The sequence below is a fragment of the Oryzihumus sp. JJN4-3R genome, assembly GCF_057747915.1.
In genome coordinates this window covers 2,511,118-2,534,972 of record NZ_CM173229.1, presented here as the reverse complement: position 1 = coordinate 2,534,972, position 23,855 = coordinate 2,511,118, and the positions used below count along the sequence as shown (strand labels likewise).

Genomic DNA, 23,855 nt, shown 5'->3' with positions numbered 1-23,855 from the left:
TCTCCTTGCTTGCACGGGTGATGGAGGGTCGCTGAGGGTGTTTGGGGGGAGGGTCGTATGCCGTGTCGCGGGCTCAGGCCCGCCCGCCGCCGGCGGCGGTGGCGACGAGATGGACCTCCGGGGTCGGGCTGTGCGCGTGCGGGGCTTCGGCACTCCAGTCAGGCGTGGTTCCTCCTCTCAGCGGGGAGGATGACGGCCAGCGCCACCAGGAGGCAGGCCACGAGAAGGCCGGTACCCCAGGTCAACGCCGTGGACACCCGGTCGGCCAGGTGCGCGGTGGTCGCCGAGACAGCAACCAGTACGGCGAGGCCGGCGGCGGTGCCGAGCTGGTGCGCGGTGTTGACCAGCCCGCTGGCGGCGCCGGCGTCGGCCGCGCTTGCTCCGGCGATACCGAAGCTGGTCAGCGGCGCGAAGGCCAGGCCCTGCCCGGCCCCGATGAGGACCATGGGCAACGCGACGGCGGTGAGGTAGGAGCTGCCCTGGTCGACCTGCGCGAGCCAGGCCATGCCCGCCAGGGTCAGGGCAACCCCGGCGAGCAGCGTGAACGCGTCGCCGACGCGGGCGGTCAGCCTCGGCACGGTCGTGGCGACGGCGAAGTTCACCGCGGTCATCGGCAGGAACCCCAGCCCGGCATCGAAGGGGGTGAAGCCGAGGACGCCCTGCATCAGCTGGGTGGTGAAGAAGAAGAAGCCCATCATCGCGCCCAGGTACAGCGCCCGGGCGGCGTAGGCGCCCCAGCGGCGGCGGTCGCCGAACAGGTGCAGCGGCATGATGGGCTGCTCGGCCCGCCGTTCGTGCCGGACCAGCACGACGAACAGGACGCTGGAGAGGACCAGCGAGGACAGCACGACCGGCGAGGCCCAACCGCGGCCAACGGACTCCAGCACCCCGAAGACCAGCGACCCGACCGCCAGGGTCGCCGCCGCTGCTCCCGTGACGTCGAAGCGGCCACGCTGCCCGTCCACTGCGGGCAGGTAGCGCGGGGCGAGGACGGCCATGGCGATGCCCAGCGGGACGTTGATGAAGAAGCCGGCCCGCCACGACACCCACTGGGCGGCGGCGCCGCCGACCAGCAGGCCGAGGCTGGCGCCGATGCCGGCGGTCGCGGCATACCAAGCGACCGCACGTGAACGCTGGGGTCCCGCGGGGAAGCTGGCGGTGAGCAGCGACAGCGCCGAGGGGGCGACAACTGCCGCGCCGACCCCCTGAAGTGCGCGCGCAGCGATGAGCCACCACCCGGTCGGGGCGATGCCGACCAGGAACGACGCCGTGACGAACACGGCCAACCCGGCGATGAAGACGCTCCGGCGACCGAGCAGGTCACCGAGCCTCGCGCCGAGCAGCAGCAGCCCTCCGAACACCAGTGTGTAGGCGTCCTGCACCCACGACAGCCCGGTCGCGTCGAGACGCAGAGCCGCGGCGATCGAGGACAGCCCCGTGAAGATGACCGAGTTGTCGAGCAGGATGAGGAAGTAGCTGACCAGGATGATGGCCAGGATGGCGCGGGGGTGAGCCGGGCCGCCCGACACTGCTGTCGACGGAGCAGTCGGGGTGCCGGGGGAAGTCGCTGTCGTGGTCACGCCCCCAAGAGAACGCCAAGGCGCGAGCCGTCAACAGGCCCTGTCGAGAGGGGTACTGACAGGGCCTGTCACAGCACAGCAGGGCCCGTACCGTGAAGACATGCCCGGCAAGAGCGACCTGCGCGACTTCCTCACCACCCGCCGCGCCAAGCTCACCCCCGAGCAGGCGGGCCTGCCCGTGTACGGCGCCAACCGCCGCGTGACCGGGCTGCGCCGCGAGGAGGTCGCCCTGCTCGCCGGCATCAGCGTCGAGTACTACACCCGGCTCGAGCGCGGCAGCGTCGGCAGCGTCTCCGACGGCGTCCTGGACGGCATCGCCCACGCCCTGCAGCTCGACGAAGCCGAACGCGACCACCTCTACCGACTGGTCCGAGCCCTCGGCACGCCCCGAAGCCGGCAGGTGCCGCGTCGCGCACCGGCCAGGACACGGGTGCGGCCGAGCATCCAGCGCATCCTCGAGCAGATGCCCATGCCGGCATACCTGCGCAACGGGCGCTTCGACGTCCTGGCCGCCAACACCCTCGGGCGCGCCCTCTACAGCCCGCTCTACGAGCAGGCCGACGCCGGTGAGCACCCCAACAGCGCGCGGTTCATCTTCCTCGACGCCGCCGCACCGGACTTCTTCCTCGACCACGACAAGGCCGCCAACGACTGTGTCGCGTTCCTGCGCGCGGAGGCCGGCCGCGACCCCTACGACAAGGACCTCACCGACCTCATCGGGGAGCTCTCGACCCGCAGCGAGGACTTCCGCCGCCGCTGGGCCGCCCACGACGTGCGCTACCACCGCACCGGCCGCAAGCGGTTCCACCACCCGCTCGTCGGCGACCTCGAGCTCGACTATGAGGCCTTCGAGCTCCCCGGCGATCCCGGCCAGCGGATCAACATCTACACCGCCCCACCCGGCTCCCCCTCCGCGGAGGCACTCGACCTCCTCGCCAGCTGGTCCACTCCCTCGCGCTCACGCGAAGAGGCGACCGGCTCGACCGTCCGCCCCCCAGAGAACGAGGAAACGTGGAACTCCTGACCCCGCAGCCCACCACCCAGGGCCCCGCCGAGCTGTTCACCGGGAACGTGTGGTTCGACGTCATCGCCCGCGGCGAGGACGAGTCACGGATGCGCGTGAACGCCGTGCGGTTCTCGCCCTGCGCCCGCACCGCCTGGCACAGCCACAGCCTCGGCCAGACCCTGCACGTCACCGAGGGCATCGGCGTCGTCGCCACCCGCGACCGGGTCATCGTCATGCGCCCCGGCGAGACCGTCCACACCCCGCCCGGTGAGGAGCACTGGCACGGTGCGCTCCCCGACCACTTCATGACCCACCTGGCGATGTGGGAGGACGACGACGCCACGTGGGGCTCGCACGTCACCGACGAGGAGTACGCCGCCGCCACCGGGGCGTGAGCGCGGCCGGCCACGGCGCCGCAGCGCGGAGCACCGACTACGCGAAGACCGTGACCTGGGCCCTTGAACCTTCTCCCAGCCGCGGCTCAGTGCGCGGGGCAGTTGCTGTAGGCCGAGACCTTCCACCCGTCATCGGTGCGCACCAGCACCCATGTGGCCAGCCTCTCCCGCTCGCGGGGCAGGCTGGTCTCACCTGCCATGAGGATGCCGGCCACGCTGTTGACCACGCACACGTCATCCGTGACGAACCTGACCGAGCGCGGGTCGTCGATGCCCCGGCTGCCCCTGAGCGGGCCCGCAAAGGCCGCACTCATGTGCTGGCGGACCTGCTCCCGGTCGGCGGCGTAGGAGCCGGCCATGGAGACCGTGGCGTCCGGCAGGTAGTCCTGCACGAACGCGTCGGCGTCATTGGCCTGCCACGCCTGGTACAGGGTGTCGAGCAACGCGCGGACGTCGGACTCAAGCGAGGTGATGCTCATGCTGCTGGGCCTTCCACTCATCGGGGACAGACCGCGTTCGGGCCTGCACAGTGATGTACTCGGCAACCCGCCTGAACTCATCGCGCTGCTTGGCTAAGGTGCGGCCCATGCCAGAGGCGGTGGGCGTGAGGTCCGACCAGCTCGAGGCCATCCGGCCCCAGGTGCTCCTGTACTGCTACCAGATGCTGGGGTCGCCCTTCGACGCCCAGGACGCGACGCAGGAGACCCTTCTACGGGCATGGCGACACGGTCCAAGCTACGACGCCTCCCGCGCGTCCTTGCGTACGTGGGTGCACCGCATCGCCACCAACGTGTGCCTGACGATGCTCGCCGCACGGCAGCGCCGCCCGTTGCCGGCCGACGTGAACCCACCCGGGCTCGACCCCACGGCGCCGCTGGTCCCCGACTTCGAGACGCCCTGGCTGCAGCCCGCGCCCACCTCGTGGTTCGCCTCAGGCCAGGACGAACCGGCGGCCCGGGCGGTGGCACGCGGCGACCTCCGCATCGCGATCACGTCGCTGCTCCAGCAGCTCCCCGCCCGCCAACGGGCCGCGCTGATCCTGCGCGACGTGCTCGGCTTCACCGCCCGCGAGACGGCCGACCTCCTGGACACGACGGAGGCAGCCTGCAACAGCGCCCTCCAGCGGGCCCGAGCCCTGCTCCCGCTGAAACAGCAGCAACACGGCCCCGCGTCGGAGGAACAGCGGAAAGCCGTGCAGGCCTACGCCGCCGCATTCATGGACGCCGACGTCGAGGCGCTCGTCCGCCTGGTCAGCGACGACGTCCGCTTCGAGATGCCGCCCGTGCCCGCCTGGAGCATCGGGTCCGACGCCTATGCGGCGTTCATGCGTCACCTCTTCGCCTGGCGCGGCACCGAGTGGCTGACCGCTCCCCTCCTGATCAACGGTCAGCACGGGCTGGCTGTCAGCCATCGGGTCCAGGGGGTCCCCGAACCGCACAGCATCCAGGTCTTCGACCTCGACCCCGACGGCCGGATCGGACATGTCCTCGTCTACCACGACCCCGGCCTCTTCGAGCTGATCAGCCGAACAGCCGAGCAGGCACACCCCTGACGGGCCATGCTGGACGTATGGCCGGCCCGCCGAAGGCTGTCACCCGGTTGTTCAACCCGCTCGCGCTGCGCCTCGCGGGACATCGGTGGGTGCCGGTGTGGGCCGTCCTCCACCACCGGGGGCGCCGCAGCAGTCGCACCTACGCGACTCCCGTCGCAGTGCTGGTCACGCCCGAGACCTTCGTGATCGGGCTGCCGTGGGGTCCGCACACCGACTGGGTGCGCAACGTCCAGGCGGCCGGGGAGTGCACGGTGACGTGGCGGTCGCGGGAGTGGACGTGCACCGAACCGGCGCTGGTGGACCGCGACGTCGCGGTGGCCGCCGCCAACCGCTTCGAGCGCCGCGTCATCTCGGTGGTCACGTTCCCCGCGTTCCTCCAGCTGCAACGCGCCCCGCTCTGAGCCCGGCGACGCATCACGGGAGCTCCGGCCGGCCGTCGCTGCGGTCACCCCCGAGGGGGTCCCGCGTCCCCGAAGCGCCGTGCCCCCGCCGTAGACTTCGCGGCTCGGACGGCAGCAAGGGCGTGAGGCCCGCGGACTAAGGGGACTCGTTTCTTGCGATACCAGGGTGGCGGTCGCTTCCGTGGCGACATCCAGGCACTGCGAGCCCTCGCCGTCAGCGGAGTGGTGGTCAACCACCTCTGGCCCGGCCTCCTGCCAGGTGGTTTCGTCGGGGTCGACGTCTTCTTCGTCATCTCCGGCTACCTCATCACCTCCCACCTCGAGCGGGACATCGCCCGGTCCGGACGGGTCGACCTGCCCGCGTTCTACGGGCGCCGGATCCGTCGGCTCCTCCCCGCCGCGTTCCTGGTGACCGTGAGCACGGTGGTGGCGCTCTGGGCGTGGGTGCCCTTCAGCGTGTGGAGCCGCAACGTCGGCGAGGCGATCGCGGCGACGTGCTACTTCGAGAACTTCCACCTCGTGGCGCTGTCCGTGAACTACATGGCCCACGACGACGCCGCGAGCGCCTTCCAGCACTACTGGTCCTTGAGCGTGGAGGAGCAGTTCTACCTCGTGTGGCCGATCCTGCTCACGGCGGTCGCCGTGGCGGCCCGCCGTCGGGCCACGGACGGCTCCGCCGCCCGGCGCCTGCTGACCTTCACCATCGCGGCGCTGGTCGTCGTGCTGGTCCTCTCGCTGGGTGCGAGCGTCATCGAGACGGGTCGCAACCAGCCCGCGGCCTACTTCCTCACGTGGACCAGGGCGTGGGAGTTCGCCTGCGGCGGCCTGGTGGCGATCCTCGCCCGGGCGCACCGGGAGGCACCCTTCGTCGGGCCCGTCGCAGCCAGGGCCGTCGCGCTCGCGGGCTGGGCCGCGATGGCCGCAGCCATGGTCCTGTTCAGTGCGCACACCGCCTTCCCCGGCGCCGCAGCGCTCCTGCCCGCCCTCGGCGCCGCCGCGGTCATTGCCGCAGGTGAGGGCGTGCGCCCCACCCCCCTGAGCCCGGGGACGGACCTCAGGCCGGTGCAGCTCGTCGGTGACATCTCGTACTCGGTCTACCTCTGGCACTGGCCGCTGATCGTCGTCCTCCCGTACGTCCTCGGCGGCCGCACCCTGCGGGCCGAGCTCGCGGTGCTCGCCCTCACGCTGGTCCTCGCGTGGCTGACGCGCCGGTTCGTCGAGCTCCCCCTGCAGCGCTCCGGCTCGACACGACGCTCGCGATGGGGCGTCTTCCCCGTCACCGCCGCCGCCATGACCCTGGTGGTCCTGGCCGCCTGGTCCCTGGGCCAGGAGGGTCAGCACCGCGAGGCGACCGCCCAGGAGCTGCTGGCACACGGCATACAGACCCAGCCCTGTCTGGGCGCTGCCGCTCTGGCCCCGAAGTGCGGCAACCCCTACGCCATGCCGTTGATCGCGCCGGTCTCCAAGGCGGACAAGACCTTCACCCTCGACCCGTCGTGCACGGACGCCAACCCCGCGATGGTCGTCGGCGGCCTGCACCCCCGCTCTGACTGCGACCTGTCCGGCGGGCGGGCCAAGGCCCCTCGCGTCTGGGTCGTGGGGGACTCCCACGCCCAGCAGCTCTTCCCCGCCCTGGGCCGCGCGGCGCGGATCGGCCACTGGCAGGTAACGGGCATCGCGATCGGCGGCTGCGTGCCGTTCCGGGTGCGTGAGGCCCCCGGTGGCATCCCCAACCGGTCCGAGAAGGTCTGCCCGGGCTTCGGGCCCGCGATCGACGCGGCCGTGCGGGCCGAGCGCCCGGACGTCGTGCTCGTGGCCGTCGCGAGCCGCCACGAGGACCTCGACGACGGGTCCGGCGACAGCCAGGAGGCCCAGTACGTCCGGCACATGGCGCCCACCATCGCCGCGTGGACGAAGCAGGGCACCACGGTGCTGGGCCTGACCGACAACCCCTTCCTGCGCGGACGGCTCGACTCGGAGTGCACCAACCAGCACCTGACCAACCTCTCCGCCTGCTCCGCACCCCGGGCGCAGGTCATCAAGGCGTGGGACTTCGAGCGGGCGGTGGACACGCTGTCCAGGTCGACGCCCGGCCTCAGCCGCATCTCGCTGGTGGACCACATCTGCGACCCGCAGACGTGTCGCAGCGTCGTCGGTGGCGTCAACCTCCTGCATGACACCAACCACCTGAGCGCGATCTACTCGCGGACACTCGGCCCCTACCTGTACAAGGCGGTGACCGACAAGGCACCCGGCGTGGCGCGCCGGGCGACCCAGGCGGCCGGCCAGTCACGCAGCTGAACCGGCCCGGACCCCAACCGGTCCCGCCAGCCGGCGGCCACGAAACACGGTCACGAAAACACCCCGGCGCTGCTCGGTGAGGTGGACCTAGGGTCGCCTCGTGACCGCCGACAGCACCCCCGTGCCACCCCGCGCGGCACCCGGCCCCGGGCTCGTGGCGGCCGTGGTGTCCGCGTTCGTCCTCCCCCGGCCGGCCCACTGGGTCGACCTGGGCGGCCTCTGGTCCACGAACCTGCGGCTCGACTACCCCGACGGCACCGCGCTCGTGGCTCGGGCCCATCGGGCGTCCACCACGGCCGAGCGGCTCACCGCCATCCAGTCGGCCAGGGACGCCGCGCGAAGGTCGGGGCTCCCGGTGCCGGCGTCGATCCCGGCACCCGACGGACACCGCCACTCCTGCCTGCCGGACGGGACGCTCGTCGAGGTCGAGGAGCACGTCGACTGGGACGCGCCGATGAAGACCTTCCCGTTGCTCCGCAAGGGTTTCGGGGCCTTGGCGCAGCTGCACGACGCCCTGCGCCCCCTCCGGCCCGCCTCACCCGTGGCCTCCCCACCGCATGCCACCTGGATCGACCCCGCCGCCGCTGTCGACGGGGTGCGCCGCGGCGCCCGCAGGATGCGCACCTGGGGCGACCCGCGTCTGGCCACCCTCGCCGACGACGTCGAGCGTCACTGCGAGGCGGTCGCCGGCAGGGAGGAGCGGCTCCGTCACGACCAGGTGCGCCAGCTGGTCCACGGCGACTTCTGGGACAACAACGTCGTCTTCCGCGGCGAGCGGCTCGCCGGGCTGCTCGACTTCGACTTCATGGGTGAGCGGGACCGCATCGAGGACCTGGCCCTGACGCTGTGGTTCTTCCTCCTCGAACCAGGCAACCACCCTCCCGGGGACCGACAGGTCCGGCAGGTCCAGGACCTCGTCGACGCCTACGACACGGCCGCCGGCCTGAAGCTCACCGCGGCCGAGCGTGAACGGCTGCCCCTGGCCATCGCCCGCCAGCCGGCCTGGCTGGCCGGGGGCTGGATCCCCGCGCTCGACGATGCCCGCGCCCACTCCCTGGCCTGCGACCTGGCCGCCCGGCTGCCCACCGCGCAAGCCGTCGTTGCGGACCTGTCGCGGTGGACCGGCGCGCTGACCCGGTAGCCGCGCCACCGGCATACCCCGGGGGACAAGCCGGTATTCCGGGCAGCCCGGGGGCGCCTCGCGCCCCTAGTCCGGCTCGACCGCCAGGCCCTCCCGCTCGTCGTCCCAGGCGGCGGCGCTGATCCGCCATCCGGCAGGCGTCCGGACGAGCTGCAGGGTCTTCATCCCCCGCGCGGTGAACGGCGCGCCGTCCTGCACGCCCGCCTTGGCGTAGCTGCAGAAGTGCTGGGCGATATCGCCGAACACCTCGGTGCGCCCGGACAGCTCCCACTCCCGGAAGTCGACCAGGCTGCCGCCGGTGAGCAGCGCCTGCCGCGGGGCGATGAAGCTGTCGACCCCGTAGACGGCCGGCGTCAGCCCGCAGGTCCGGACGATCACCGCCTCGGGCAGGAAGACGGCCCGCAGCGCGTCGAGGCGGGCGGCGCAGTCCGGCCCGGAGGTGAAGGCGGCGAAGAACGTGCGCACGACGTCCGCGATGGCGGCCCGGTCGGCGTCGACGGTGGCGACGGTGGCGACCGGCGGCTCGTGGGAGGTCATGGCCCCCATTGTTCAGGCTTCGATGGCCAACCGGACGGTCACAACGTCGCCGAGCTCCAGCCCTTCGGCCCGGCGCACCCCCACCTTCAACGGCACCAGGTAGGCCCCGTCCTTGGGGAACAACGACGTGGTCCACCCGGTGCGCCCGATCCGGGCGTGGACCGGGATCACGCCCCACCCATAGCTGACCAGGGCGGACGTCGCGGCGATCGCCTCGCACTCCTCCTCCGGGACGGTGACGAAGTGCCACGGCGCCGGGCCCTTCCAGAACCAGATCTCCCCGCTGAACTTCAGGTCCATCGGCTCAGGATAGGAGCGCACCACACCCGCAGGTCGCGGAACACCCCGGCCGATGAAGTAAGGTAAGGCTCACCTAATCCCACTGGAGGGTGTTCCGTGCTTGCCAACTTCCTCATCGGCCTTCGCGAGGGCCTCGAGGCCGCGCTCGTGGTCTCGATCCTCATCGCCTACCTGGTCCGGACCGGGCGCACCGACCGGCTGCGGCAGGTCTGGGTCGGCGTCGGCGCCGCCGTGGTCCTCAGCTTCGGGGTCGGCGCCCTGCTGACCTTCACCAGCTCGACGATGTCGTTCGAGGCGCAGGAGGCGTTCGGCGGCGCGATGTCGATCCTGGCCGTCGGCCTGGTCACGTGGATGGTCTTCTGGATGAAGCGCACCGCGCGGTTCCTCAAGCGCGAGCTCGAGGGCAAGCTGGCCGGCGCCCTCGCCGTCGGCCCGGCTGCCCTCGTGGCGATCGCCTTCGTGTCGGTGGCCCGCGAGGGCATCGAGACCTCGCTGTTCATCTGGTCCACCACCCAGGCGACCAGCGGCACCCAGCCCTTCCTCGGGGCCATGCTCGGCCTTCTGACCGCCGCGGCGCTCGGCTACCTGCTCTACCGCAGCGCCGTCCAGATCAACCTCGCGACGTTCTTCCGCTGGACCGGCATCGGCCTGGTCGTCGTCGCCGCCGGCGTGCTGGCCTACGCCTTCCACGACCTGCAGGAGGCCGGCGTCATCCCGGGCCTGCACAGCACCGTCTTCGACGTGAGCCAGCAGGTCCCGCCGTCCTCGTGGTACGGCGCCCTGCTCAAGGGCACGGTCAACTGGAACCCCGCGCCGACCGCCGTCGAGCTCGCCGCCTGGGCGACCTACCTCGTCGTCGTCATGACCGCGTTCCTGTGGCCCGCCCGCGCCAAGGCGACCCCGGCCACGACCCGGCCGGCCGTCCCCGCGGACGCCTGAGCCCGTCCATCCCACACCCACGAACCCCCACGCACGAAAGGCACTCCTCCCGATGCACCTGTCCCGACCGCTGGGCCTCCTGGCCGCCCTCACCCTGACCGCGGGGGTGGCCGCCTGTGGCGGTACGGACGCGGGGAGCGGCACCGCCGCCGCGCCGTCCAACCACGTCAAGGCCGGCGACCGCACCTGCGACCTCGCCAAGACGACCCTCGCGGCCGGCCGTCACACCTTCACGGTGGAGAACGTCGGCTCCGACGCCACGGAGGTCTACGTCTACGGCCGCAGCGGCCAGCAGTTCAGCCGGATCATGGCCGAGAAGGAGAACATCGGCCCGGGCACCTCCCAGCGCCTCGAGCTCGAGCTCGCGGCGGGCGACTACCAGGTCGCCTGCAAGCCCGGTATGACGGGCAGCGGCATCCGCACCAACCTCACCGTGACGAGCGGCGCGGCCTCGACCGCGCCCCAGTAGGAGGGGACCCCGAGGGCCCGGCTGCCGCGGAAGGCCGGGCCCTCGGCGTGTCCGCCTGCTCGCTACCCGGTCAGCACGATTGCGGCACATAGGTTTCCGGACATGAGCAGCCCGATCCAGCGCACCATCGGCCAGGTCTTCATCCCGGTCCGCGACATGACCGCGGCCATCCGGTGGTACGCCGACCTGCTGGGCTTCGAGCCCGGTGCGGTGTCCCACGAGGGCACCATCTTCGACATCCCGACCGACGGGGAGACCCGGCTGGCCCTGGACGCGAACCGGCCGGACTTCGACCCCAGCGGGCCGCCCCGGTTCTTCTTCTGGACGCAGGACATGCGGGCCACGCTGACGCACCTCCAGGTGCTGGGCATCAAGACGACGTCCGACGTCGAGGACATCGGCAGCGTGTTCTTCGTCCAGTTCGAGGACCCGGACGGCAACCCGCTGATGGTCTGCCAGCGCAGCTGAGCCACGACCTCCGCCACCACGCCGCCCCGCGGCGGCTGATCTCCAAGGGCCGGGTGCCCGGAGATCCGGGACCAACTCCCGTGGTCACCCGCCCCCGGCCCACCCACGCTCTGGGGAGACAGCACACGGAGAAGGTGGGTGCACCGTGGACCTCGGACCGATGATCGAGACCGCACGAGCGCTGGTCGCGCCAGGCAAGGGGATCCTGGCCGCGGACGAGAGCAGCCCGACGATCGCGAAGCGACTCGCCGGGGTGGGGCTGGAGTCCACCGAGCAGCGCCGCCGGGCCTACCGGGACCTGCTCTTCACCGCGCCGGGGATCGGCGAGCACATCAGCGGCGTCATCCTCTTCGACGAGACGATCCGCCAGCAGGGCCTGGACGGCACGCCGTTCCCCGAGGTGCTGCGACGCGGCGGCGTCATCCCGGGCATCAAGGTCGACGCCGGGACCAGGCCGCTCGCCGGCTTCCCCGACGAGGTGGTGACCGCGGGGCTGGACGGCCTGCGGGAGCGGCTCGCGGAGTACGCCGCGATGGGCGCCCGCTTCGCCAAGTGGCGGGCCGTCATCCGGATCGGGGACGGTCGGCCCACGGCGACGTGTGTCGCGAGCAACGCGCACGCCCTGGCGCGATACGCGGCCCTGGCGCAGGAGGCCGGGCTGGTGCCGATCGTGGAGCCCGAGGTGCTGATGGACGGCGCGCACACCCTCGAGCGGTGCGCCGAGGTCACGCTCGAGACGCTCCGCTCCGTGTACGAACAGCTCGGCCAGCACCGCGTCGTGCTGGAGGCGACCCTCCTCAAGCCCAACATGGTCCTGCCCGGCAAGGACTGCCCGACCCAGGCCGGCGACGAGGAGATCGCCGAGGCGACGATCGCGGTGCTGCGCCAGGCGATGCCCGCGGCGGTCCCGGGGGCGGTGTTCCTCTCCGGCGGGCAGTCCGACGAGCAGGCCACCGCCCGGCTGGACGCCATGAACCGGCGGACGCCCCAGCCCTGGGAGCTGGGCTTCTCCTACGGCCGAGCCCTCCAGGCACCGGTCCTGCACGCCTGGGCCGGCGAGGACGCGAACCGCGAGGCCGCCCAGGCTGCCCTGCTCCACCGGGCGCGGCTGAACGGCGCCGCCCGGCACGGCACCTACCGGCCGCAGATGGAGGAACGGGTGCACGGCGCCGCCCGGGGGCGGACGATGGCCGGGTGAAGCTCACCCTGGACCTCCACGACATCTACAACCGCGGCACCGACATCGACCGCGCGCTGCGCGGCATCATCGACGAGGCCGTGGCCAAGCGGGCACCGTTGGTGGAGATCATCCCGGGCAAGGGGTCCGGCGCGCTGAAGAAGCGCGTGCTGCGGTTCCTGGACCAGAAGGAGATCAAGGCGCTGTACCACCGGGTGGAGAAGGACTCCGACAACTTCGGGCGCATCTTCGTCCACTTCCGCTGGAAGCAGTCCTCCGGCAGGAGGTGACCTCATGGGACGGGTGGTCCGGGTTGTCGCGCTGGGCTTGATCGGCGCCTACGGCTGGCTCCAGGTGGTGGGCCGCAGGGCCGGCTCCACGGCGGCGGAGCGGGCCGCGAGGCTGCCCGGCGACGCGCTGGTGCGGCGGCCCCAGCTGCTGACCAACCACGCAGTGACGATCGACGCCCCGCCGGCGGAGGTCTGGCCGTGGCTGACCCAGATGGGCTGGCACCGCGGCGGCTACTACACGCCCGGGTGGGTCGACCGGCTGCTCTTCCCGAAGAACCGGCCCAGCCTGGACCACCTCGACCAGGCCCTCGTCCGGACACTCCAGGTCGGGGACACCATCCCGGACGGCCCACCGGGGACGGCGTTCTACGTGGTGCGCGAGGTCGACGCGCCGGCCACCCTCGTCCTTCACTCGACCACGCACCTGCCACCAGGCTGGGGCGAGCGGTACGGCGCCGCCATCAGCTGGACCTGGTGCTTCCGGTTGACGCCCCACCCGGGCGGGCGCACCCGGCTGCACCTGCGCGTCCGGGGCCGGACCTCGCCCGGCTGGCTCACGGCGCTCTACCTCGCGACCATCGTCCCGGCCGACTACGTGATGGCCCGGGGGATGCTGCACGGGATCGAGCAGCGCGTGGAGCGGTCGGCAGCGTCCGGCCCGGCGGCTGCCCAGGCCACCGGCGACGAGCCCACCTGAGGGCACCGGCCGGGCATGCGACCGCCCCGCGCTCCGTCAGGGGCGCGGGGCGGTCGCAGAGCCCGATGCCGGGTCAGTGCTTGGCGATCGACTTGGCGATCGACTTCCACATCGGCACGACGCCACCGGCGGTGTCACCGGCGTGGCCGAGGTGGCCCAGGCCCCAGTTGTCCTCGATCGTCGTGAGCAGCGAGTAGTGGTTGTACGGCGTGTGGTCGACGCTGTGGTGCGCACCCGACCCGGTGACGATGATCGCGGGGATCAGCCCACCGCCATACGTGCCGCCCGGCCAGTCGGCGCTGACCCGCGCGTCGCCCTTGGCGACGTAGGGCGAGTCGCAGCAGCCGTCAGTGCTCTCCCAGCCGCCGTTCGTCTTGTTGCCGGTGTAGTCGTTCTCGTCGGTGACGATGACGATCGCGGACTTCTTGGTCCACGCCTTGGAGGACATGATCGTGGTGACCGCGCCCTTCACGAACGTGTCGGCCTTCTGCTTCAGGGCCGCGTCGTTGGCGTCGTCCTTGGCGCTGCCGTAGGGGCACGGCGTCTCGGGGTGACCGGCCACCGTGTCGTAGACGCCACCGTGCATGTCGTTGCACTGGTTCGGGGTGATCCAGACGAACTGCGGCGCGCCCTTGCCGTTGAGGTCAGCACCCAGGGCGGTGTAGTCCTTGACCTTCGCCATCCGCGCCGGGTTGTTCTTCACGTCGTCGAAGAGCACGAACGGGTTGTGCTTCTTGGCGTACAGCTTGATCAGGGACCCATCCGCACGGGCGGGGCCGAACCGGTCCAGCTTGTTGGCCGGCAGGTCCTCCATGTAGGCGCCCCAGTTGATGTCCTTGGACTCCAGCTGGTCGACGAGGTTCTTGCGGTCGAGGTTGACGATGTTCTCGTCCTCGTCGTCCTGGATGCCGAAGTTGTCGCCGGCGATGCTCGCGATGTAGTTCGGCATCGAGGGGTGGGTGACGCCGTAGTAGTGGTCGGCCATCGTGTAGCTGGACGCCAGCGTGTTGAGGAACGGCGCGTTCGCGTCGCCGACGACGCTGGACTGCGAGTGGTTCTCCAGCATGATCACGAAGATGTGGTCGAGGGCCGGGGCGGGGGCGTGGTGGCCCTCGTGGCCGGGCTGGCCGCCGGAGTGGGCGGGCGCGGCCACGGCCATGCCGGAGGCGATGCAGGCCAGGCCGCCGGCAGCGATCGCGGCCGTGGCAAGGGTGGTGAGTCGTCGCACGACGGGTTCCTTTCAGACCTGGGCCGCGGACAGGGTCCGGCCAGGGGCGGATCGACGGGTCAAGCGGCCGGCAGAGCACCGGAAGTCGGGCTTCGACATGTCTGCGTCCGGACGAGGCCCCACCGCAGCGGAGTCAAGCAGCGCCGGACAAAGTAGGCAAGAGGGGCAGAGGGCGTGTCTGACCTCGTACGACGCGCCGGTCCCGGGCGCCCCGGGCGCTCAGGCTGCGGACCCCGGGTGCGGCTCGATAGCGTCGATGCCATGGGGGAGATCTCGGAGCAGGAGCTGCACCACCCCGAGGGTCTGCTGATCCGACCCGAGAAGCCTTGCGGCACAGGCGTGCTCGTGCTCGCCGGCTCCAGCGGAAGGGTCGACTCCGGCCGGGCGCGCCTGCTCGCGCGGCACGGCGCCCTCGCCATGGCGATCCGCTGGTTCGGCGGCGAGGGGCAGCAGCCCGGCCCCTGGGAGGTGCCGCTGGAGACCTTCCTCGACGCCCTGGACCGGCTGGCCCCGGTCTGCGACCGCCTCGTCGTGACGGGCGTGTCCTTCGGCGCCGAGGCCGCACTGTTGACGGCAGCACACGACGACCGGGTCGACGCGGTCGTCGCCTTCGCGCCCAGCCCGGTGGTCTGGGCGGGGGTGGTCGAGGACGGCGCGGACGGGACGACCCGGCAGACCTCGCACTGGACGCTGGACGGCATACCGCTGCCGTTCGTGCCGTTCCTGGAGTCGTGGGAGCCGGCAGGCACGCCGCCGGCCTTCCGCGACCTCTACGCCAAGAGCCTCGCCACCTTCGCCGACGAGGCGGCGCAGGCCGCCATCCCGGTCGAGCGCATCCGCGGCGAGGTGGTGGTCATCGGGGGCGAGGACGACCAGGTATGGCCGGGTGCGGACTTCGCGAGGACCGTCGCCTCTCGCCGTGAGCAGCACGGGCTCCCCACGACCGTGGTCACCCACCCGGAGGCCGGGCACCGGGTCGTCCTGCCCGGCGAGGCCGCGGTGTCCGGCGGGATGGCCATGGCGCGCGGGGGCACGCCGGCGGCCGACGCCGAGCTGGGCGCCCTCGCCTGGCCCGCGGTGGCCACAGCTCTGCGCCTCGAGCCCTGAGCCCGGGGCGGGGTCTCAGCCGCGGCCGAACAGGCCCTTCAACGCCCCGAGGACGCCACCGCCACCACCGCTGGTCCGCTCACACGTGCACCGGTTCGAGGCCGGGACGCCGGCGAGGACCTGCTCGACGTGCATGCCACACCCCCTCCACGTCACCTTCGCACACTGCTTGCACACTGCCGGCTGGCACATCCGCTGCTCCTCTGGTCGGGTCCGACAAGGATACCCCCTGGGGTATAGATGTCGAGGCTGCCGACCGTGGAGTCACGACTGGTTGCGGTGGCGCGCGGCCTCGACGACCAGGCGCTCGAGCTCGTCCGCCAGCGGGTGGGCGGCGCGGGCCGGCCGCACCAGCAGCAGCGAGACCGGCGGGGCGTCGGTGATGGTGACGTAGCGGACGCCGGGGTGCGGGTGCCGCCGGGCCGACTCCGGCAGCACCCCGACGCCGCGCCCGGCCGCCACCATCTCGATCCACTCGTCGTAGGTCCGGCTGCTCACGGCCACCTCGGGACGCGACCCCGCAGGCCACATCGCCGGGCCGACCGTGCCGCTCACGGCGTTGACGACCAGCGGGTGCTCGGCCAGCTCTGACCAGTGCAGCCGGCGCCGTGCGGCCAGGGGGTGCTTGCGGGAGACCGCGGCCACCCGCGACTCGGTGCCGAGCTCGACGATGCGCAACGTCGGGCTGCGCCGGACGGTGCCGTAGATGACGGCGGCGTCGGTCTGGCCGCTGGTCACCCCGGCTGCCCGGTCGTCGCGCCGGACGAGGTCGATCCGGCCGCCGGTCACCGCCTCGAACTCCGCCAGGACCTCGCGGACGAGCTCGCTCGGCAGCAGCCAGGTGAAGCCCAGCCGCAGCGTCGGGTGGGCGCTGACGGCGCGCACGGCGGCGTCGAGGCGCGGCAGGATCGCCGCCAGCTCGTCGCTGAGCCGCTCCCCAGCCTGGGTCAGCGCAACACTGCGGGTGGTGCGGTCGACCAGCCGCGCCCCCACGGCCCGCTCCAGCCGGGCCAGCGAGCGCGTCAGCGTCGGCTGGCTCACCCGACGGGCGGCGGCCGCGCGGGAGAAGTGCGGGTCCTCGGCCAGCGCCATGAACAGCCTCAGGTCGCGCAGCTCCACATCCATGCACCGAGTGTATGAATGCGGTCCCACCTGCATTTCTCCTGGCTCGCGGAACTGCCTACCGTCGTAGGGCACAGGACCCGACGGCATCCACAGCGCGAGGACCGCCCCGGTCGACCCCCGGATCGCGCGATGGGACACCAGCATCACAGTGCGCAGCCAGGACGTTCTCCAGGCCACGACCACCCCGCTCGGTGGCGCGGCATACCCCTCCGGCCCCTACCGCTTCCTGCGGCGGGAGTATCTCAACATCACCTACCGCACGGACCCCGACGCGATGCGCGCCGTCGTCCCGGAGCCGCTGGAGGTCGACGAGCCGCTGGTCCGCTTCGAGGTCATCAAGATGCCGGACAGCTCCGGCCTGGGTGACTACACCGAGTCCGGCCAGGTCCTGCGGGTGCGCCACGAGGGCCGGGCCCCCGACTACATCCACTCGATGTACCTCGACAACGCCCCCGCCATCGCGCTCGGGCGCGAGGGCAGCGCCTACCCCAAGAAGCTGGGCCACCCGAGCCTGTTCACCGACTCAGACACCCTCGTCGGGACCCTGGACTACGGCAGCCTGCGCGTGGCCATGGCCACCATGGGCTTCAAGCACGCGGTCATGGACCCCGAGGCCGCCCGCGCCGAGATCGCGATGCCGACCTACATGCTCAAGCTGATGCCGGGCTACGACGGCCGCCCGCGGATCGCCGAGCTCATCCGCACGCAGATCCGCGACCTGAGCATCCGCGGCGCCTGGGTCGGCCCGGCCCGCCTCCAGCTGTTCGAGCACGCCCTGGCGCCCCTGGCCGACCTGCCGGTGCGCGAGGTCGTCAGCGCCAGCCACATCATCACCGACCTCACCCTGCCGCGGGCCGAGCTGGTCCACGACTACCTCGCCGCCTGAAGGAGCACCTCATGACCACCTCACCCCTCGCCCAGCCCCAGGACACGGTGCAGGTCGACCTCACCGGCCGGACCGCCCTCGTCACGGGCGCCGGCAGCGGCATCGGCCGGGCGACGGCCCTGCGCCTGGCCCGCTCCGGCACCCACGTCATCGCCGTGGACCTCAAGGAGGAGGCCGTCCGCGAGGTCGCGGAGATCACCGGCGGCGACGCCGTCGTCGCTGACCTGTCCGACCTCGACGCGCTCGACGCCCTGGACCTCAGGGCCGACATCCTGGTCAACTGCGCCGGCATCCAGCACGTGCGCCCGATCGAGGACTTCGACCCGGCGATGTTCTCCACGATCCTGCGGATCATGCTCGAGGCGCCGTTCCGCCTCATCCGCAGCTCACTGCCCTCGATGTACGAGAAGGGCTGGGGCCGCATCATCAACGTGTCCTCGGTGCACGGGCTGCGCGCCTCGGAGTTCAAGAGCGCCTACGTCTCGGCCAAGCACGGCCTGGAGGGCCTGTCCAAGGTGGTGGCCCTCGAAGGTGCCGCCCATGGCGTGACCTCCAACTGCGTCAACCCCGGCTACGTGCGGACCCCGTTGGTGGACAAGCAGGTCGCCGACCAGGCGGCCGCCCACGGCATCAGCGAGACCGAGGTCCTGGAGAAGGTCTTCCTCGAGAAGGCCGCCCTCAAACGCCTCGTGGAGTCCGAGGAGGTCGCCGAGATGGTGCTCTTCCTGTGCAGCCCGCCCGCGGCGTCGATGACCGGCACCTCGCTCGTCGTCGACGGCGGCTGGAGCGCCCGCTGAGTCGCGCCACCTACCGCTCCCGGTATGCCGGGTGGCCGCCGCCGCGACCACCCGGCACCCGTGTGCCCTTCCGCGGCGCCCTTGGGTCGTCCCCACCCACGGCGCGGCGGCACGGCCGGTCAGTCTCCGGGCCACTCCCCGGTCCAACGCTCGAAGGCGCGCGCCCCGCAGCGGTCGATCGCTGCCTTGACGACCGCGAACAGCGCGCCCTGGACGGCCGCCGCCAGGAGCACCTGGCGCATCGGGTACTCGGACTCCAGCGCCTTGGGCGCGTCACCGTCGGACCCGACCGCGGCACGCTTCCACACCTGCTTGAACACCGCGCCGGCCACGATGCCGCCGATGATGCTTCCGGCGAGCCCGACGGGGCGGTAGAGCACCTTGGCCGCGGTGCTCCCCTTCTGCTCAGCCCTCATGTGCTGGCGAGCGGTCATGCGGGTCCTCCTTCGTGTCATGACCGGGGACGTCGGCCTCCCGGCCGCGGCTCTGCCGCAGCCGGCGGGCGCGTTCGACGTCCTCGGCCTCCTTGGCCTCGGCCTTGTCGATCTTGCGGGTGTCGCGGGGCGGCAGCTGGACCCTGCGCTCGGCGGGCAGGCCGGCCTGCAGCTCCCGCCCACGCTCCAGCTCGGCGTTCAGCTCGCCACCGAAGAGCAGCGCCAGATTGGTGATCCACAGCCACAGCAGGAGCACCGCGACCCCGGCGAGGGTGCCGTAGGTCTTGTCGTAGCTGGAGAAGTTGGCCACGTAGAAGCCGAACGCCGCCGACGCCGCCACCCACACGACGATGGCGAGGACGGCCCCCACGCTGATCCAGCGGAACCTCGGCTGCTCCACGTTCGGCGTGGCGTAGTAGAGGATCGCCACGATCACGACGACGGCCACGAGCATGAGCGGCCACTTGGCGACGTCCCACACGAGCACTACGGTGCTGCCCAGGCCGATGGCGTTGCCCACGGCTCTCGCCGCCGGGCCGGTCATCACGAGCGCCAGCGCCACCACCGCCGAGAGGACCACGGCGACGAGCGTGACCAGGAGCAGCACCGGGCGCAGCTTCCAGAACGGCCTGCCCTCGCGGATCCCGTACATCCGGTTCATCGCGCGACCGAACGCGCCGACGTAGCCCGAGGCGGACCACAGGGCGGTCAGCAGGCCCAGCACGAGGGCGAACCCGGCCGTGTGGGAGTGCTGGCTCAGTGACTCCAGCGCCGGCTTGAGCGTCTGGACCGCCGTGCCGGCACCGACCTGGCGCAGGATGCCCAGCAGGGTGTCGACCGTCTGCTGACCTTGTCCGACAAGACCGACCAGGGACAGCAGGGCGATGGCCGCCGGGAACAGCGCCAGCACCGAGTAGTAGGTCAGGGCCGCGGCGAGGTCGGTGCACTGGTCGGTGGAGAACTCGCGCGCCGTCTTGCGCAGCACGTAGCCCCACGAGGGTTTGGTCAGGTCGGTCGGCGCCTGCGGCTTGGCGGGGTGGTCCGGGCCCACCCGGGCGTGCCGGGCCGAGGTCCGGCTCACCGCCGGCGCCGCCACACGACCAGCCCCGCCAGCGAGGCCGTGGCCGCTGCGCCCAGCGCCACGGCCGGCACCGTGTGGGTCCGCACGGCGTCGCGGGCCCGGGCGAGGCCGCGGGACACCCCCACCCGCGCCCGGCTCGGCACGTCGAGCCGCTCGCTCAGCGCCTCGACCGTCTGGCCCAGCTCCTCGCGGGTGAGCGCGATGTCCCGCTCGAGCTCGGTCTTCGTCGCGGGGGACGGCTGGGGGTCGAGGGAGGAACCGGCGGTGCCGGTCTCGTCATACGGTGTGGCGGCCATGGTGGCTTGCCTCCTTCACCTCGGCGACATCGCGCTCGACGCTGTCGATGGTCTCTCGGGGGATGGGCGGCGCGGCCTCGTGCACCTGCCGGCGGCCGACCAGCGCGGCGACGCCCGCCGCGGCGAAGACGACCACGGTGACGACCAGCGCAGCCAGCCACGCCGGCAGCGCGAGGGACAGGGCCAGGATCGCGGTGGCGATGAGGGACCCGAGACCGAACCAGGCCAGGACCCCGGCAGCACCGAACATCCCGGCACCGGCACCGGCGTGCCTGACCTTGCTGCTGATCTCGACCTTGGCGAGCTGCAGCTCGTCGCGCACGAGGCGGGTCGACTGCTCCGACAGCCTCGTCAGGAGCTCGGCCACCGAAGGGTCGTCATGGACGACGGAGCCGGGTTCAGCCACGGCGGCCTCCGCTCACGGCGGGCCGGTGATGGCGCCTGTGGGTGCTCTTCATGGACAGCCTCCTTGGGTCGCGTGGTGGACCCGTGCCCGATCCGGGCACCCCTAAACGCCCCCTGCCGCATGACGGACACCACACCAGCGGCGCGGCCGGTGCTGCGCAGGCATGGCGACGACAGCCACACCTGCCCACGCGTGTCGGCCACCCCTGGCCGCGCGGGGCTCAGCGGGAGAGCAGTGCGTTCATGGTCGGGTAGCCCTCGGCCCCCGCGAGCTCGGTGTAGGTGCCGGGGCCGAGCAGCTCGGTCGCCGCGCGCCGGACCAACCCGTAGGAGGCCAGCGCGATCGCGGAGCCGGCCGAGGCCCGCGCCACCCCGACGTCGGCCAGCTCGGGAATGGTCGGTGAGCCCGGGCCGACGAGGATGTTCACCGGCCCCGGGATCCGGGCGACCAGGGCTTCGATGACGCCCAGGTCCTTGACGCCCGGGACGAAGACGCCCGACGCCCCGGCCTCGAGGTAGGCCTCGGCCCGGCGCACGGTCTCCTCGAGCCGGCCGTCGGGCTCACCGACGGCACGCCAGTAGGTGTCGGTGCGGGCGTTGAGGAACAACCCCGCGCCGACCGCCTGACGGATCGCCGCGATCCGCGCAACCTGTTCCGCAACCGGGAGCACACCGCCCTCGAACCCGTCCTCGAAGTTGACCCCCACCGCACCGGTGTCGAGCACGGCGCGCGCGTGCGCCGCGAGCTCGTCGAGGTCCTGCGCGTAGCCGGCCTCGAGGTCGGTCGAGACCGGCACCCCGACGGCGTCCACGACCCGCCGGGTGAAATCCAGGATGCGCTCGAGGCCCAGCCTCTCCCCGTCCGCGACCCCCCATGCCCACGACAGCCCGGCGCTCGTCGTCGCCACGGCCGGCGCCCCGGCATCCTCGACGAGACGGGCGGACGCGACGTCCCAGGCGTTGGGCAGGACCAGGATCGGGCCTTGGTGCAGCTGGTGGAACCGCTCTGCGTCGCTGGGCACGGGCCCCGGGGAGGTCGTCATGGTGCGAGCCAACCACTCCGGTGGGGCACCTGTCCGCCGGAGGAGTCATCGACGAGCGGGCGCACCGGGTGTGCTCCGCGCTGCCGGCCCCGGGAGGCCGGGCGCGCCCGGACTGCCGGACACGCCCGCCGCTGGCAGGATCGCGGCATGCCGGCTGCCCCTGATGACGCCCAGTGGCCCCGGTTCAACGCGGCGCAGGGCGACCGCCCCCCTCGGCCGCTCCTCATCGAGGCGCTCGCGCTCGCCGGTCCAGGTGACGGGCGCGCGGCGATCGACCTCGGGTGCGGGGCAGGCGTCGAGACCCGGGCCCTGCTCGACGCCGGGTGGGAGGTGACCGCCATCGACGGCGCCCCCACGACGCAGGAGCACGTGCTCGCCACGACCGGGGGCGCCGCAGCGGGCCGGCTCACGATCCGCACCTGCGAGTTCGCGTCACTGGACGGGCTCCCCGATGCGGATCTGGTGTACGCCGGCTACTCGCTGCCGTTCGCCGCTCCGGGCGCGTTCGCCGCGGTGTGGCAGATGGTGCGCTCCGGCCTGCGCCCCGGCGGCTGGTTCGTCGGCAACTTCTTCGGCGACCACGACTCGTGGGCCGGGGTGCGCGAGGGCACGTTCCTGCCGCGTGAGCAGGCTCTTCGCCTCCTCGAGGGGCTGGAGGTCGTGCGCTTCGAGGAGGAGGACGAGGACGGTCAGGCGTTCAGTGGGCCCAAGCACTGGCACGTTTTCGACGTCATCGCCCGCCGGCCGGACGTGGACTGATGCCGCCGACCTCAGGGGGTGGCCGGGGATCGCGGCCCGGCCCCGCCGGCACCCGGCGGAGCGGGTCGTCGCGGAGTGATCCCCACCACGTCGACGGGGCGTGCTACCTGCCCAGATGCCCTGATCCCAAACATCGCCGCGTTCCACTTGCGCGAGCGCCGAAGAGGGCTACCGTCCTCGGGCAAGATCCCCAACGAAGGAGCACCCTGTGATTGCCCTCGGACTCATCCTGATCATCCTCGGCCTGCTTGTCGCCAGCCTGAAGGTCCTCCTGACCATCGGAATCATCCTCCTGGTCGTCGGCCTGGTCCTGAACTTCGTGCCGATCGGTGGCCGGCGCCGCCGCCTGTACTGACCGACCGTCCGCGGCTCCGGCCCGGGCACGGCCCCTGCGACAGCCCCGGTCCTCAGGACCGGGGCTGTCGTTGCGTGGTCGCTAGGGAAGCGCGTCACTCCGGGATGCCGGGGTCCTCGGCCCCCTCGCGCTCGTCCCGGTCCGCCCACTCCAGCAACGGCGCGATGTCGAAGACGGCGTCGTCGATGCCGGCGTGCAGGTCCCCCAGGCGGGCGAACCGCTCCGGGACGGTGGCGATGGTGCAGTCCTGCGGGTCGACGTCGTCGACCTCGTCCCAGCGGATCGGCGTGGAGACGCGGGCGTCGGGCAGGCCGCGCACGGAGTAGGCCGCCGCGATGGTGTGGTCGCGGGCGTTCTGGTTGTAGTCGACGAAGAGCATCCGGGGGTCGCGGTCCCGGCGCCACCAGGTCGTCGTCACATCGTCCGGGGCCCGCCGCTCCACCTCCCGGGCGAACGCGAGCGCCGCCCGCCGCACGTCCTTGAACCCGTGCTCGGGCTTGATCCGCACGTAGACGTGCATCCCCTTGCCGCCCGAGGTCTTGGGCCAGCCGACCGCCCCGAGCTCGTCGAGCACCTCCTGCGCCACGTGGGCGACCCGACGCACGGTGTCGAACCCGCACTCGGGCATGGGGTCGAGGTCGATGCGCCACTCGTCCGGCTTCTCGGTGTCGGCCCGGCGCGAGTTCCAGGGGTGGAACTCCACCGTCGACATCTGGACGGCCCAGATCACGCTGCCCAGCTCGGTCACGCACAGCTCGTCGGCGTGACGGTTGTAGCGGGGGAAGTGCACGCGCACCGTCTCCACCCACGGCGGCGCGCCGTGCGGCAGTCGCTTCTGGTGCACCTTCTCCCCGGCCACCCCCTCGGGGAAGCGGTGCAGCATGCACGGCCGCTCGCGCAGCGCGTTGACGATGCCGTCACCGACCGAGAGGTAGTAGTTGACCAGGTCGAGCTTGGTCTCCCCCCGGGCCGGGAAGTAGACGCGGTCGGGGTTGGAGACCCGCACCGTGTGGGGTCCGACCTCCACCTCGACCGCCGGGCTCCTGCCATCCGCGGCTGCCATGCCGCCAACCTAGACGCCGGGCG

General features: G+C 72.3%; 30 protein-coding genes. 17 read left to right on the top strand and 13 right to left on the bottom strand.

What is annotated here, in order from left to right; translation table 11 throughout:
- Positions 1 to 158: 158 nt before the first annotated feature.
- Positions 159 to 1,580: an MFS transporter gene (locus tag AC3ANM_RS11970; protein WP_488284641.1), complete on the bottom strand. Its 1,422-nt coding sequence runs from the start codon at positions 1,578 to 1,580 to the stop codon at positions 159 to 161.
- A 100-nt stretch (positions 1,581 to 1,680) separates the two neighbouring features.
- Between AC3ANM_RS11970 and AC3ANM_RS11965 the strand changes: the two genes are divergently transcribed.
- Positions 1,681 to 2,604 carry a helix-turn-helix transcriptional regulator gene (locus AC3ANM_RS11965; protein WP_488284640.1) on the top strand — a complete coding sequence of 308 codons (924 nt, stop codon included), beginning with the start codon at positions 1,681 to 1,683 and terminating at the stop codon, positions 2,602 to 2,604.
- Complete coding sequence (locus AC3ANM_RS11960; protein WP_488284639.1) at positions 2,592 to 2,981, top strand: (R)-mandelonitrile lyase; 390 nt, start codon at positions 2,592 to 2,594, stop codon at positions 2,979 to 2,981. The genes AC3ANM_RS11965 and AC3ANM_RS11960 overlap by 13 nt, the downstream gene beginning before the upstream one ends.
- An 86-nt stretch (positions 2,982 to 3,067) precedes the next feature.
- Here the strand turns inward: AC3ANM_RS11960 and AC3ANM_RS11955 are convergent, their stop codons facing one another.
- On the bottom strand, positions 3,068 to 3,460 hold the full coding sequence (locus AC3ANM_RS11955) for an SgcJ/EcaC family oxidoreductase (protein WP_488284638.1): 393 nt from the start codon (positions 3,458 to 3,460) through the stop codon (positions 3,068 to 3,070).
- Between the two features lie 107 nt (positions 3,461 to 3,567).
- On the opposite strand from AC3ANM_RS11955, the gene AC3ANM_RS11950 reads away from it, so the two are divergent.
- The 4 genes from AC3ANM_RS11950 to AC3ANM_RS11935 all read left to right on the top strand — a co-directional run bounded on the left by AC3ANM_RS11950 (position 3,568) and on the right by AC3ANM_RS11935 (position 8,376).
- Positions 3,568 to 4,533, top strand: a complete 966-nt coding sequence (locus AC3ANM_RS11950) for an RNA polymerase subunit sigma-70 (RefSeq protein ID WP_488284637.1) — start codon at positions 3,568 to 3,570, stop codon at positions 4,531 to 4,533.
- Between the two features lie 17 nt (positions 4,534 to 4,550).
- Positions 4,551 to 4,934 carry a nitroreductase family deazaflavin-dependent oxidoreductase gene (locus tag AC3ANM_RS11945; RefSeq protein WP_488284636.1) on the top strand — a complete coding sequence of 128 codons (384 nt, stop codon included), beginning with the start codon at positions 4,551 to 4,553 and terminating at the stop codon, positions 4,932 to 4,934.
- A 153-nt stretch (positions 4,935 to 5,087) separates the two neighbouring features.
- The gene (locus AC3ANM_RS11940) at positions 5,088 to 7,235 is read left to right on the top strand and encodes an acyltransferase family protein (protein WP_488284635.1); all 2,148 of its coding nucleotides are present in this window, start codon (positions 5,088 to 5,090) and stop codon (positions 7,233 to 7,235) included.
- 100 nt (positions 7,236 to 7,335) lie between these two features.
- Entirely contained in the window at positions 7,336 to 8,376 is a 1,041-nt protein-coding gene (locus AC3ANM_RS11935; RefSeq protein WP_488284634.1) for a phosphotransferase enzyme family protein, read from the top strand.
- Between the two features lie 66 nt (positions 8,377 to 8,442).
- Here AC3ANM_RS11935 and AC3ANM_RS11930 read toward each other — a convergent pair whose 3' ends face one another.
- The gene (locus AC3ANM_RS11930; protein WP_488284633.1) at positions 8,443 to 8,913 is read right to left on the bottom strand and encodes a Cif family virulence factor; all 471 of its coding nucleotides are present in this window, start codon (positions 8,911 to 8,913) and stop codon (positions 8,443 to 8,445) included.
- A gap of 12 nt (positions 8,914 to 8,925) precedes the next feature.
- Complete coding sequence (locus tag AC3ANM_RS11925; RefSeq protein ID WP_488284632.1) at positions 8,926 to 9,213, bottom strand: DUF1905 domain-containing protein; 288 nt, start codon at positions 9,211 to 9,213, stop codon at positions 8,926 to 8,928.
- Between the two features lie 96 nt (positions 9,214 to 9,309).
- Here AC3ANM_RS11925 and efeU point away from each other — a divergent pair, with 96 nt between their 5' ends.
- The 6 genes from efeU to AC3ANM_RS11895 all read left to right on the top strand — a co-directional run bounded on the left by efeU (position 9,310) and on the right by AC3ANM_RS11895 (position 13,253).
- A complete protein-coding gene (gene efeU / locus AC3ANM_RS11920) occupies positions 9,310 to 10,152 on the top strand; it encodes an iron uptake transporter permease EfeU (protein ID WP_488284631.1) in 843 nt (280 codons plus the stop codon).
- A 52-nt stretch (positions 10,153 to 10,204) separates the two neighbouring features.
- A complete protein-coding gene (locus AC3ANM_RS11915) occupies positions 10,205 to 10,621 on the top strand; it encodes a cupredoxin domain-containing protein (RefSeq protein ID WP_488284630.1) in 417 nt (138 codons plus the stop codon).
- Positions 10,622 to 10,723: 102 nt separating this feature from the next.
- Complete coding sequence (locus AC3ANM_RS11910) at positions 10,724 to 11,089, top strand: VOC family protein (protein WP_488284629.1); 366 nt, start codon at positions 10,724 to 10,726, stop codon at positions 11,087 to 11,089.
- 145 nt (positions 11,090 to 11,234) lie between these two features.
- Positions 11,235 to 12,287 (top strand): class I fructose-bisphosphate aldolase, encoded by a 1,053-nt coding sequence (locus AC3ANM_RS11905; protein ID WP_488284628.1) that lies wholly within the window; start codon positions 11,235 to 11,237, stop codon positions 12,285 to 12,287.
- Positions 12,284 to 12,556, top strand: a complete 273-nt coding sequence (locus tag AC3ANM_RS11900) for a Smr/MutS family protein (RefSeq protein WP_488284627.1) — start codon at positions 12,284 to 12,286, stop codon at positions 12,554 to 12,556. The genes AC3ANM_RS11905 and AC3ANM_RS11900 overlap by 4 nt, the downstream gene beginning before the upstream one ends.
- Positions 12,557 to 12,560: 4 nt before the next feature.
- Entirely contained in the window at positions 12,561 to 13,253 is a 693-nt protein-coding gene (locus tag AC3ANM_RS11895) for an SRPBCC family protein (protein WP_488284626.1), read from the top strand.
- A gap of 73 nt (positions 13,254 to 13,326) precedes the next feature.
- On the opposite strand, the gene AC3ANM_RS11890 is transcribed toward AC3ANM_RS11895, so the two are convergent.
- A complete protein-coding gene (locus tag AC3ANM_RS11890) occupies positions 13,327 to 14,481 on the bottom strand; it encodes an alkaline phosphatase family protein (protein ID WP_488284625.1) in 1,155 nt (384 codons plus the stop codon).
- Positions 14,482 to 14,742: 261 nt separating this feature from the next.
- On the opposite strand from AC3ANM_RS11890, the gene AC3ANM_RS11885 reads away from it, so the two are divergent.
- Positions 14,743 to 15,588: an acyl-CoA thioester hydrolase/BAAT C-terminal domain-containing protein gene (locus AC3ANM_RS11885; protein WP_488284624.1), complete on the top strand. Its 846-nt coding sequence runs from the start codon at positions 14,743 to 14,745 to the stop codon at positions 15,586 to 15,588.
- 15 nt (positions 15,589 to 15,603) lie between these two features.
- Here the strand turns inward: AC3ANM_RS11885 and AC3ANM_RS11880 are convergent, their stop codons facing one another.
- Together AC3ANM_RS11880 and AC3ANM_RS11875 are read right to left on the bottom strand one after the other, a co-directional pair.
- Complete coding sequence (locus AC3ANM_RS11880) at positions 15,604 to 15,780, bottom strand: hypothetical protein (protein ID WP_488284623.1); 177 nt, start codon at positions 15,778 to 15,780, stop codon at positions 15,604 to 15,606.
- A gap of 72 nt (positions 15,781 to 15,852) precedes the next feature.
- Positions 15,853 to 16,713 (bottom strand): LysR family transcriptional regulator, encoded by an 861-nt coding sequence (locus AC3ANM_RS11875; protein ID WP_488284622.1) that lies wholly within the window; start codon positions 16,711 to 16,713, stop codon positions 15,853 to 15,855.
- Between the two features lie 148 nt (positions 16,714 to 16,861).
- On the opposite strand from AC3ANM_RS11875, the gene AC3ANM_RS11870 reads away from it, so the two are divergent.
- Together AC3ANM_RS11870 and AC3ANM_RS11865 are read left to right on the top strand one after the other, a co-directional pair.
- Positions 16,862 to 17,599, top strand: a complete 738-nt coding sequence (locus tag AC3ANM_RS11870) for an acetoacetate decarboxylase (protein ID WP_488284621.1) — start codon at positions 16,862 to 16,864, stop codon at positions 17,597 to 17,599.
- 11 nt (positions 17,600 to 17,610) lie between these two features.
- Positions 17,611 to 18,396, top strand: coding sequence for a 3-hydroxybutyrate dehydrogenase (locus tag AC3ANM_RS11865; protein WP_488284620.1), 786 nt, complete (start codon positions 17,611 to 17,613; stop codon positions 18,394 to 18,396).
- Positions 18,397 to 18,515: 119 nt separating this feature from the next.
- On the opposite strand, the gene AC3ANM_RS11860 is transcribed toward AC3ANM_RS11865, so the two are convergent.
- The 5 genes from AC3ANM_RS11860 to AC3ANM_RS11840 all read right to left on the bottom strand — a co-directional run bounded on the left by AC3ANM_RS11860 (position 18,516) and on the right by AC3ANM_RS11840 (position 21,655).
- A complete protein-coding gene (locus AC3ANM_RS11860) occupies positions 18,516 to 18,830 on the bottom strand; it encodes a DUF4235 domain-containing protein (protein WP_488284619.1) in 315 nt (104 codons plus the stop codon).
- Positions 18,802 to 19,911: a YihY/virulence factor BrkB family protein gene (locus tag AC3ANM_RS11855; RefSeq protein ID WP_488284618.1), complete on the bottom strand. Its 1,110-nt coding sequence runs from the start codon at positions 19,909 to 19,911 to the stop codon at positions 18,802 to 18,804. Before AC3ANM_RS11855 ends, AC3ANM_RS11860 begins: the two co-directional genes overlap by 29 nt.
- Entirely contained in the window at positions 19,908 to 20,207 is a 300-nt protein-coding gene (locus AC3ANM_RS11850) for a DUF3618 domain-containing protein (RefSeq protein ID WP_488284617.1), read from the bottom strand. The genes AC3ANM_RS11855 and AC3ANM_RS11850 overlap by 4 nt, the downstream gene beginning before the upstream one ends.
- Positions 20,188 to 20,613 carry a phage holin family protein gene (locus tag AC3ANM_RS11845; protein ID WP_488284616.1) on the bottom strand — a complete coding sequence of 142 codons (426 nt, stop codon included), beginning with the start codon at positions 20,611 to 20,613 and terminating at the stop codon, positions 20,188 to 20,190. The genes AC3ANM_RS11850 and AC3ANM_RS11845 overlap by 20 nt, the downstream gene beginning before the upstream one ends.
- Before the next feature lie 220 nt (positions 20,614 to 20,833).
- On the bottom strand, positions 20,834 to 21,655 hold the full coding sequence (locus tag AC3ANM_RS11840; RefSeq protein WP_488284615.1) for an isocitrate lyase/PEP mutase family protein: 822 nt from the start codon (positions 21,653 to 21,655) through the stop codon (positions 20,834 to 20,836).
- 147 nt (positions 21,656 to 21,802) lie between these two features.
- On the opposite strand from AC3ANM_RS11840, the gene AC3ANM_RS11835 reads away from it, so the two are divergent.
- A complete protein-coding gene (locus tag AC3ANM_RS11835) occupies positions 21,803 to 22,414 on the top strand; it encodes a class I SAM-dependent methyltransferase (protein WP_488284614.1) in 612 nt (203 codons plus the stop codon).
- A 208-nt stretch (positions 22,415 to 22,622) separates the two neighbouring features.
- The gene (locus AC3ANM_RS11830; RefSeq protein WP_488284613.1) at positions 22,623 to 22,769 is read left to right on the top strand and encodes a hypothetical protein; all 147 of its coding nucleotides are present in this window, start codon (positions 22,623 to 22,625) and stop codon (positions 22,767 to 22,769) included.
- A gap of 94 nt (positions 22,770 to 22,863) precedes the next feature.
- Here the strand turns inward: AC3ANM_RS11830 and ligD are convergent, their stop codons facing one another.
- Positions 22,864 to 23,832: a non-homologous end-joining DNA ligase gene (gene ligD, locus AC3ANM_RS11825; RefSeq protein WP_488284612.1), complete on the bottom strand. Its 969-nt coding sequence runs from the start codon at positions 23,830 to 23,832 to the stop codon at positions 22,864 to 22,866.
- Between the last annotated feature and the right edge of the window lie 23 nt (positions 23,833 to 23,855).

Bases quoted from the DNA above. Each gene is read 5' to 3' on its own strand.
- AC3ANM_RS11850 (WP_488284617.1), bottom strand. From the start codon at position 20,207: ATGGCCGCCACACCGTATGACGAGACCGGCACCGCCGGTTCCTCCCTC.
- AC3ANM_RS11885 (WP_488284624.1), top strand. From the start codon at position 14,743: ATGGGGGAGATCTCGGAGCAGGAGCTGCACCACCCCGAGGGTCTGCTG.
- AC3ANM_RS11895 (WP_488284626.1), top strand. From the start codon at position 12,561: ATGGGACGGGTGGTCCGGGTTGTCGCGCTGGGCTTGATCGGCGCCTAC.
- ligD (WP_488284612.1), bottom strand. From the start codon at position 23,832: ATGGCAGCCGCGGATGGCAGGAGCCCGGCGGTCGAGGTGGAGGTCGGA.
- AC3ANM_RS11945 (WP_488284636.1), top strand. From the start codon at position 4,551: ATGGCCGGCCCGCCGAAGGCTGTCACCCGGTTGTTCAACCCGCTCGCG.
- AC3ANM_RS11930 (WP_488284633.1), bottom strand. From the start codon at position 8,913: ATGACCTCCCACGAGCCGCCGGTCGCCACCGTCGCCACCGTCGACGCC.
- AC3ANM_RS11950 (WP_488284637.1), top strand. From the start codon at position 3,568: ATGCCAGAGGCGGTGGGCGTGAGGTCCGACCAGCTCGAGGCCATCCGG.
- AC3ANM_RS11865 (WP_488284620.1), top strand. From the start codon at position 17,611: ATGACCACCTCACCCCTCGCCCAGCCCCAGGACACGGTGCAGGTCGAC.
- AC3ANM_RS11910 (WP_488284629.1), top strand. From the start codon at position 10,724: ATGAGCAGCCCGATCCAGCGCACCATCGGCCAGGTCTTCATCCCGGTC.
- AC3ANM_RS11840 (WP_488284615.1), bottom strand. From the start codon at position 21,655: ATGACGACCTCCCCGGGGCCCGTGCCCAGCGACGCAGAGCGGTTCCAC.
- AC3ANM_RS11880 (WP_488284623.1), bottom strand. From the start codon at position 15,780: ATGTGCCAGCCGGCAGTGTGCAAGCAGTGTGCGAAGGTGACGTGGAGG.
- AC3ANM_RS11925 (WP_488284632.1), bottom strand. From the start codon at position 9,213: ATGGACCTGAAGTTCAGCGGGGAGATCTGGTTCTGGAAGGGCCCGGCG.
- AC3ANM_RS11955 (WP_488284638.1), bottom strand. From the start codon at position 3,460: ATGAGCATCACCTCGCTTGAGTCCGACGTCCGCGCGTTGCTCGACACC.
- AC3ANM_RS11965 (WP_488284640.1), top strand. From the start codon at position 1,681: ATGCCCGGCAAGAGCGACCTGCGCGACTTCCTCACCACCCGCCGCGCC.
- AC3ANM_RS11875 (WP_488284622.1), bottom strand. From the start codon at position 16,713: ATGGATGTGGAGCTGCGCGACCTGAGGCTGTTCATGGCGCTGGCCGAG.
- AC3ANM_RS11860 (WP_488284619.1), bottom strand. From the start codon at position 18,830: ATGACCGCTCGCCAGCACATGAGGGCTGAGCAGAAGGGGAGCACCGCG.
- AC3ANM_RS11915 (WP_488284630.1), top strand. From the start codon at position 10,205: ATGCACCTGTCCCGACCGCTGGGCCTCCTGGCCGCCCTCACCCTGACC.
- AC3ANM_RS11835 (WP_488284614.1), top strand. From the start codon at position 21,803: ATGCCGGCTGCCCCTGATGACGCCCAGTGGCCCCGGTTCAACGCGGCG.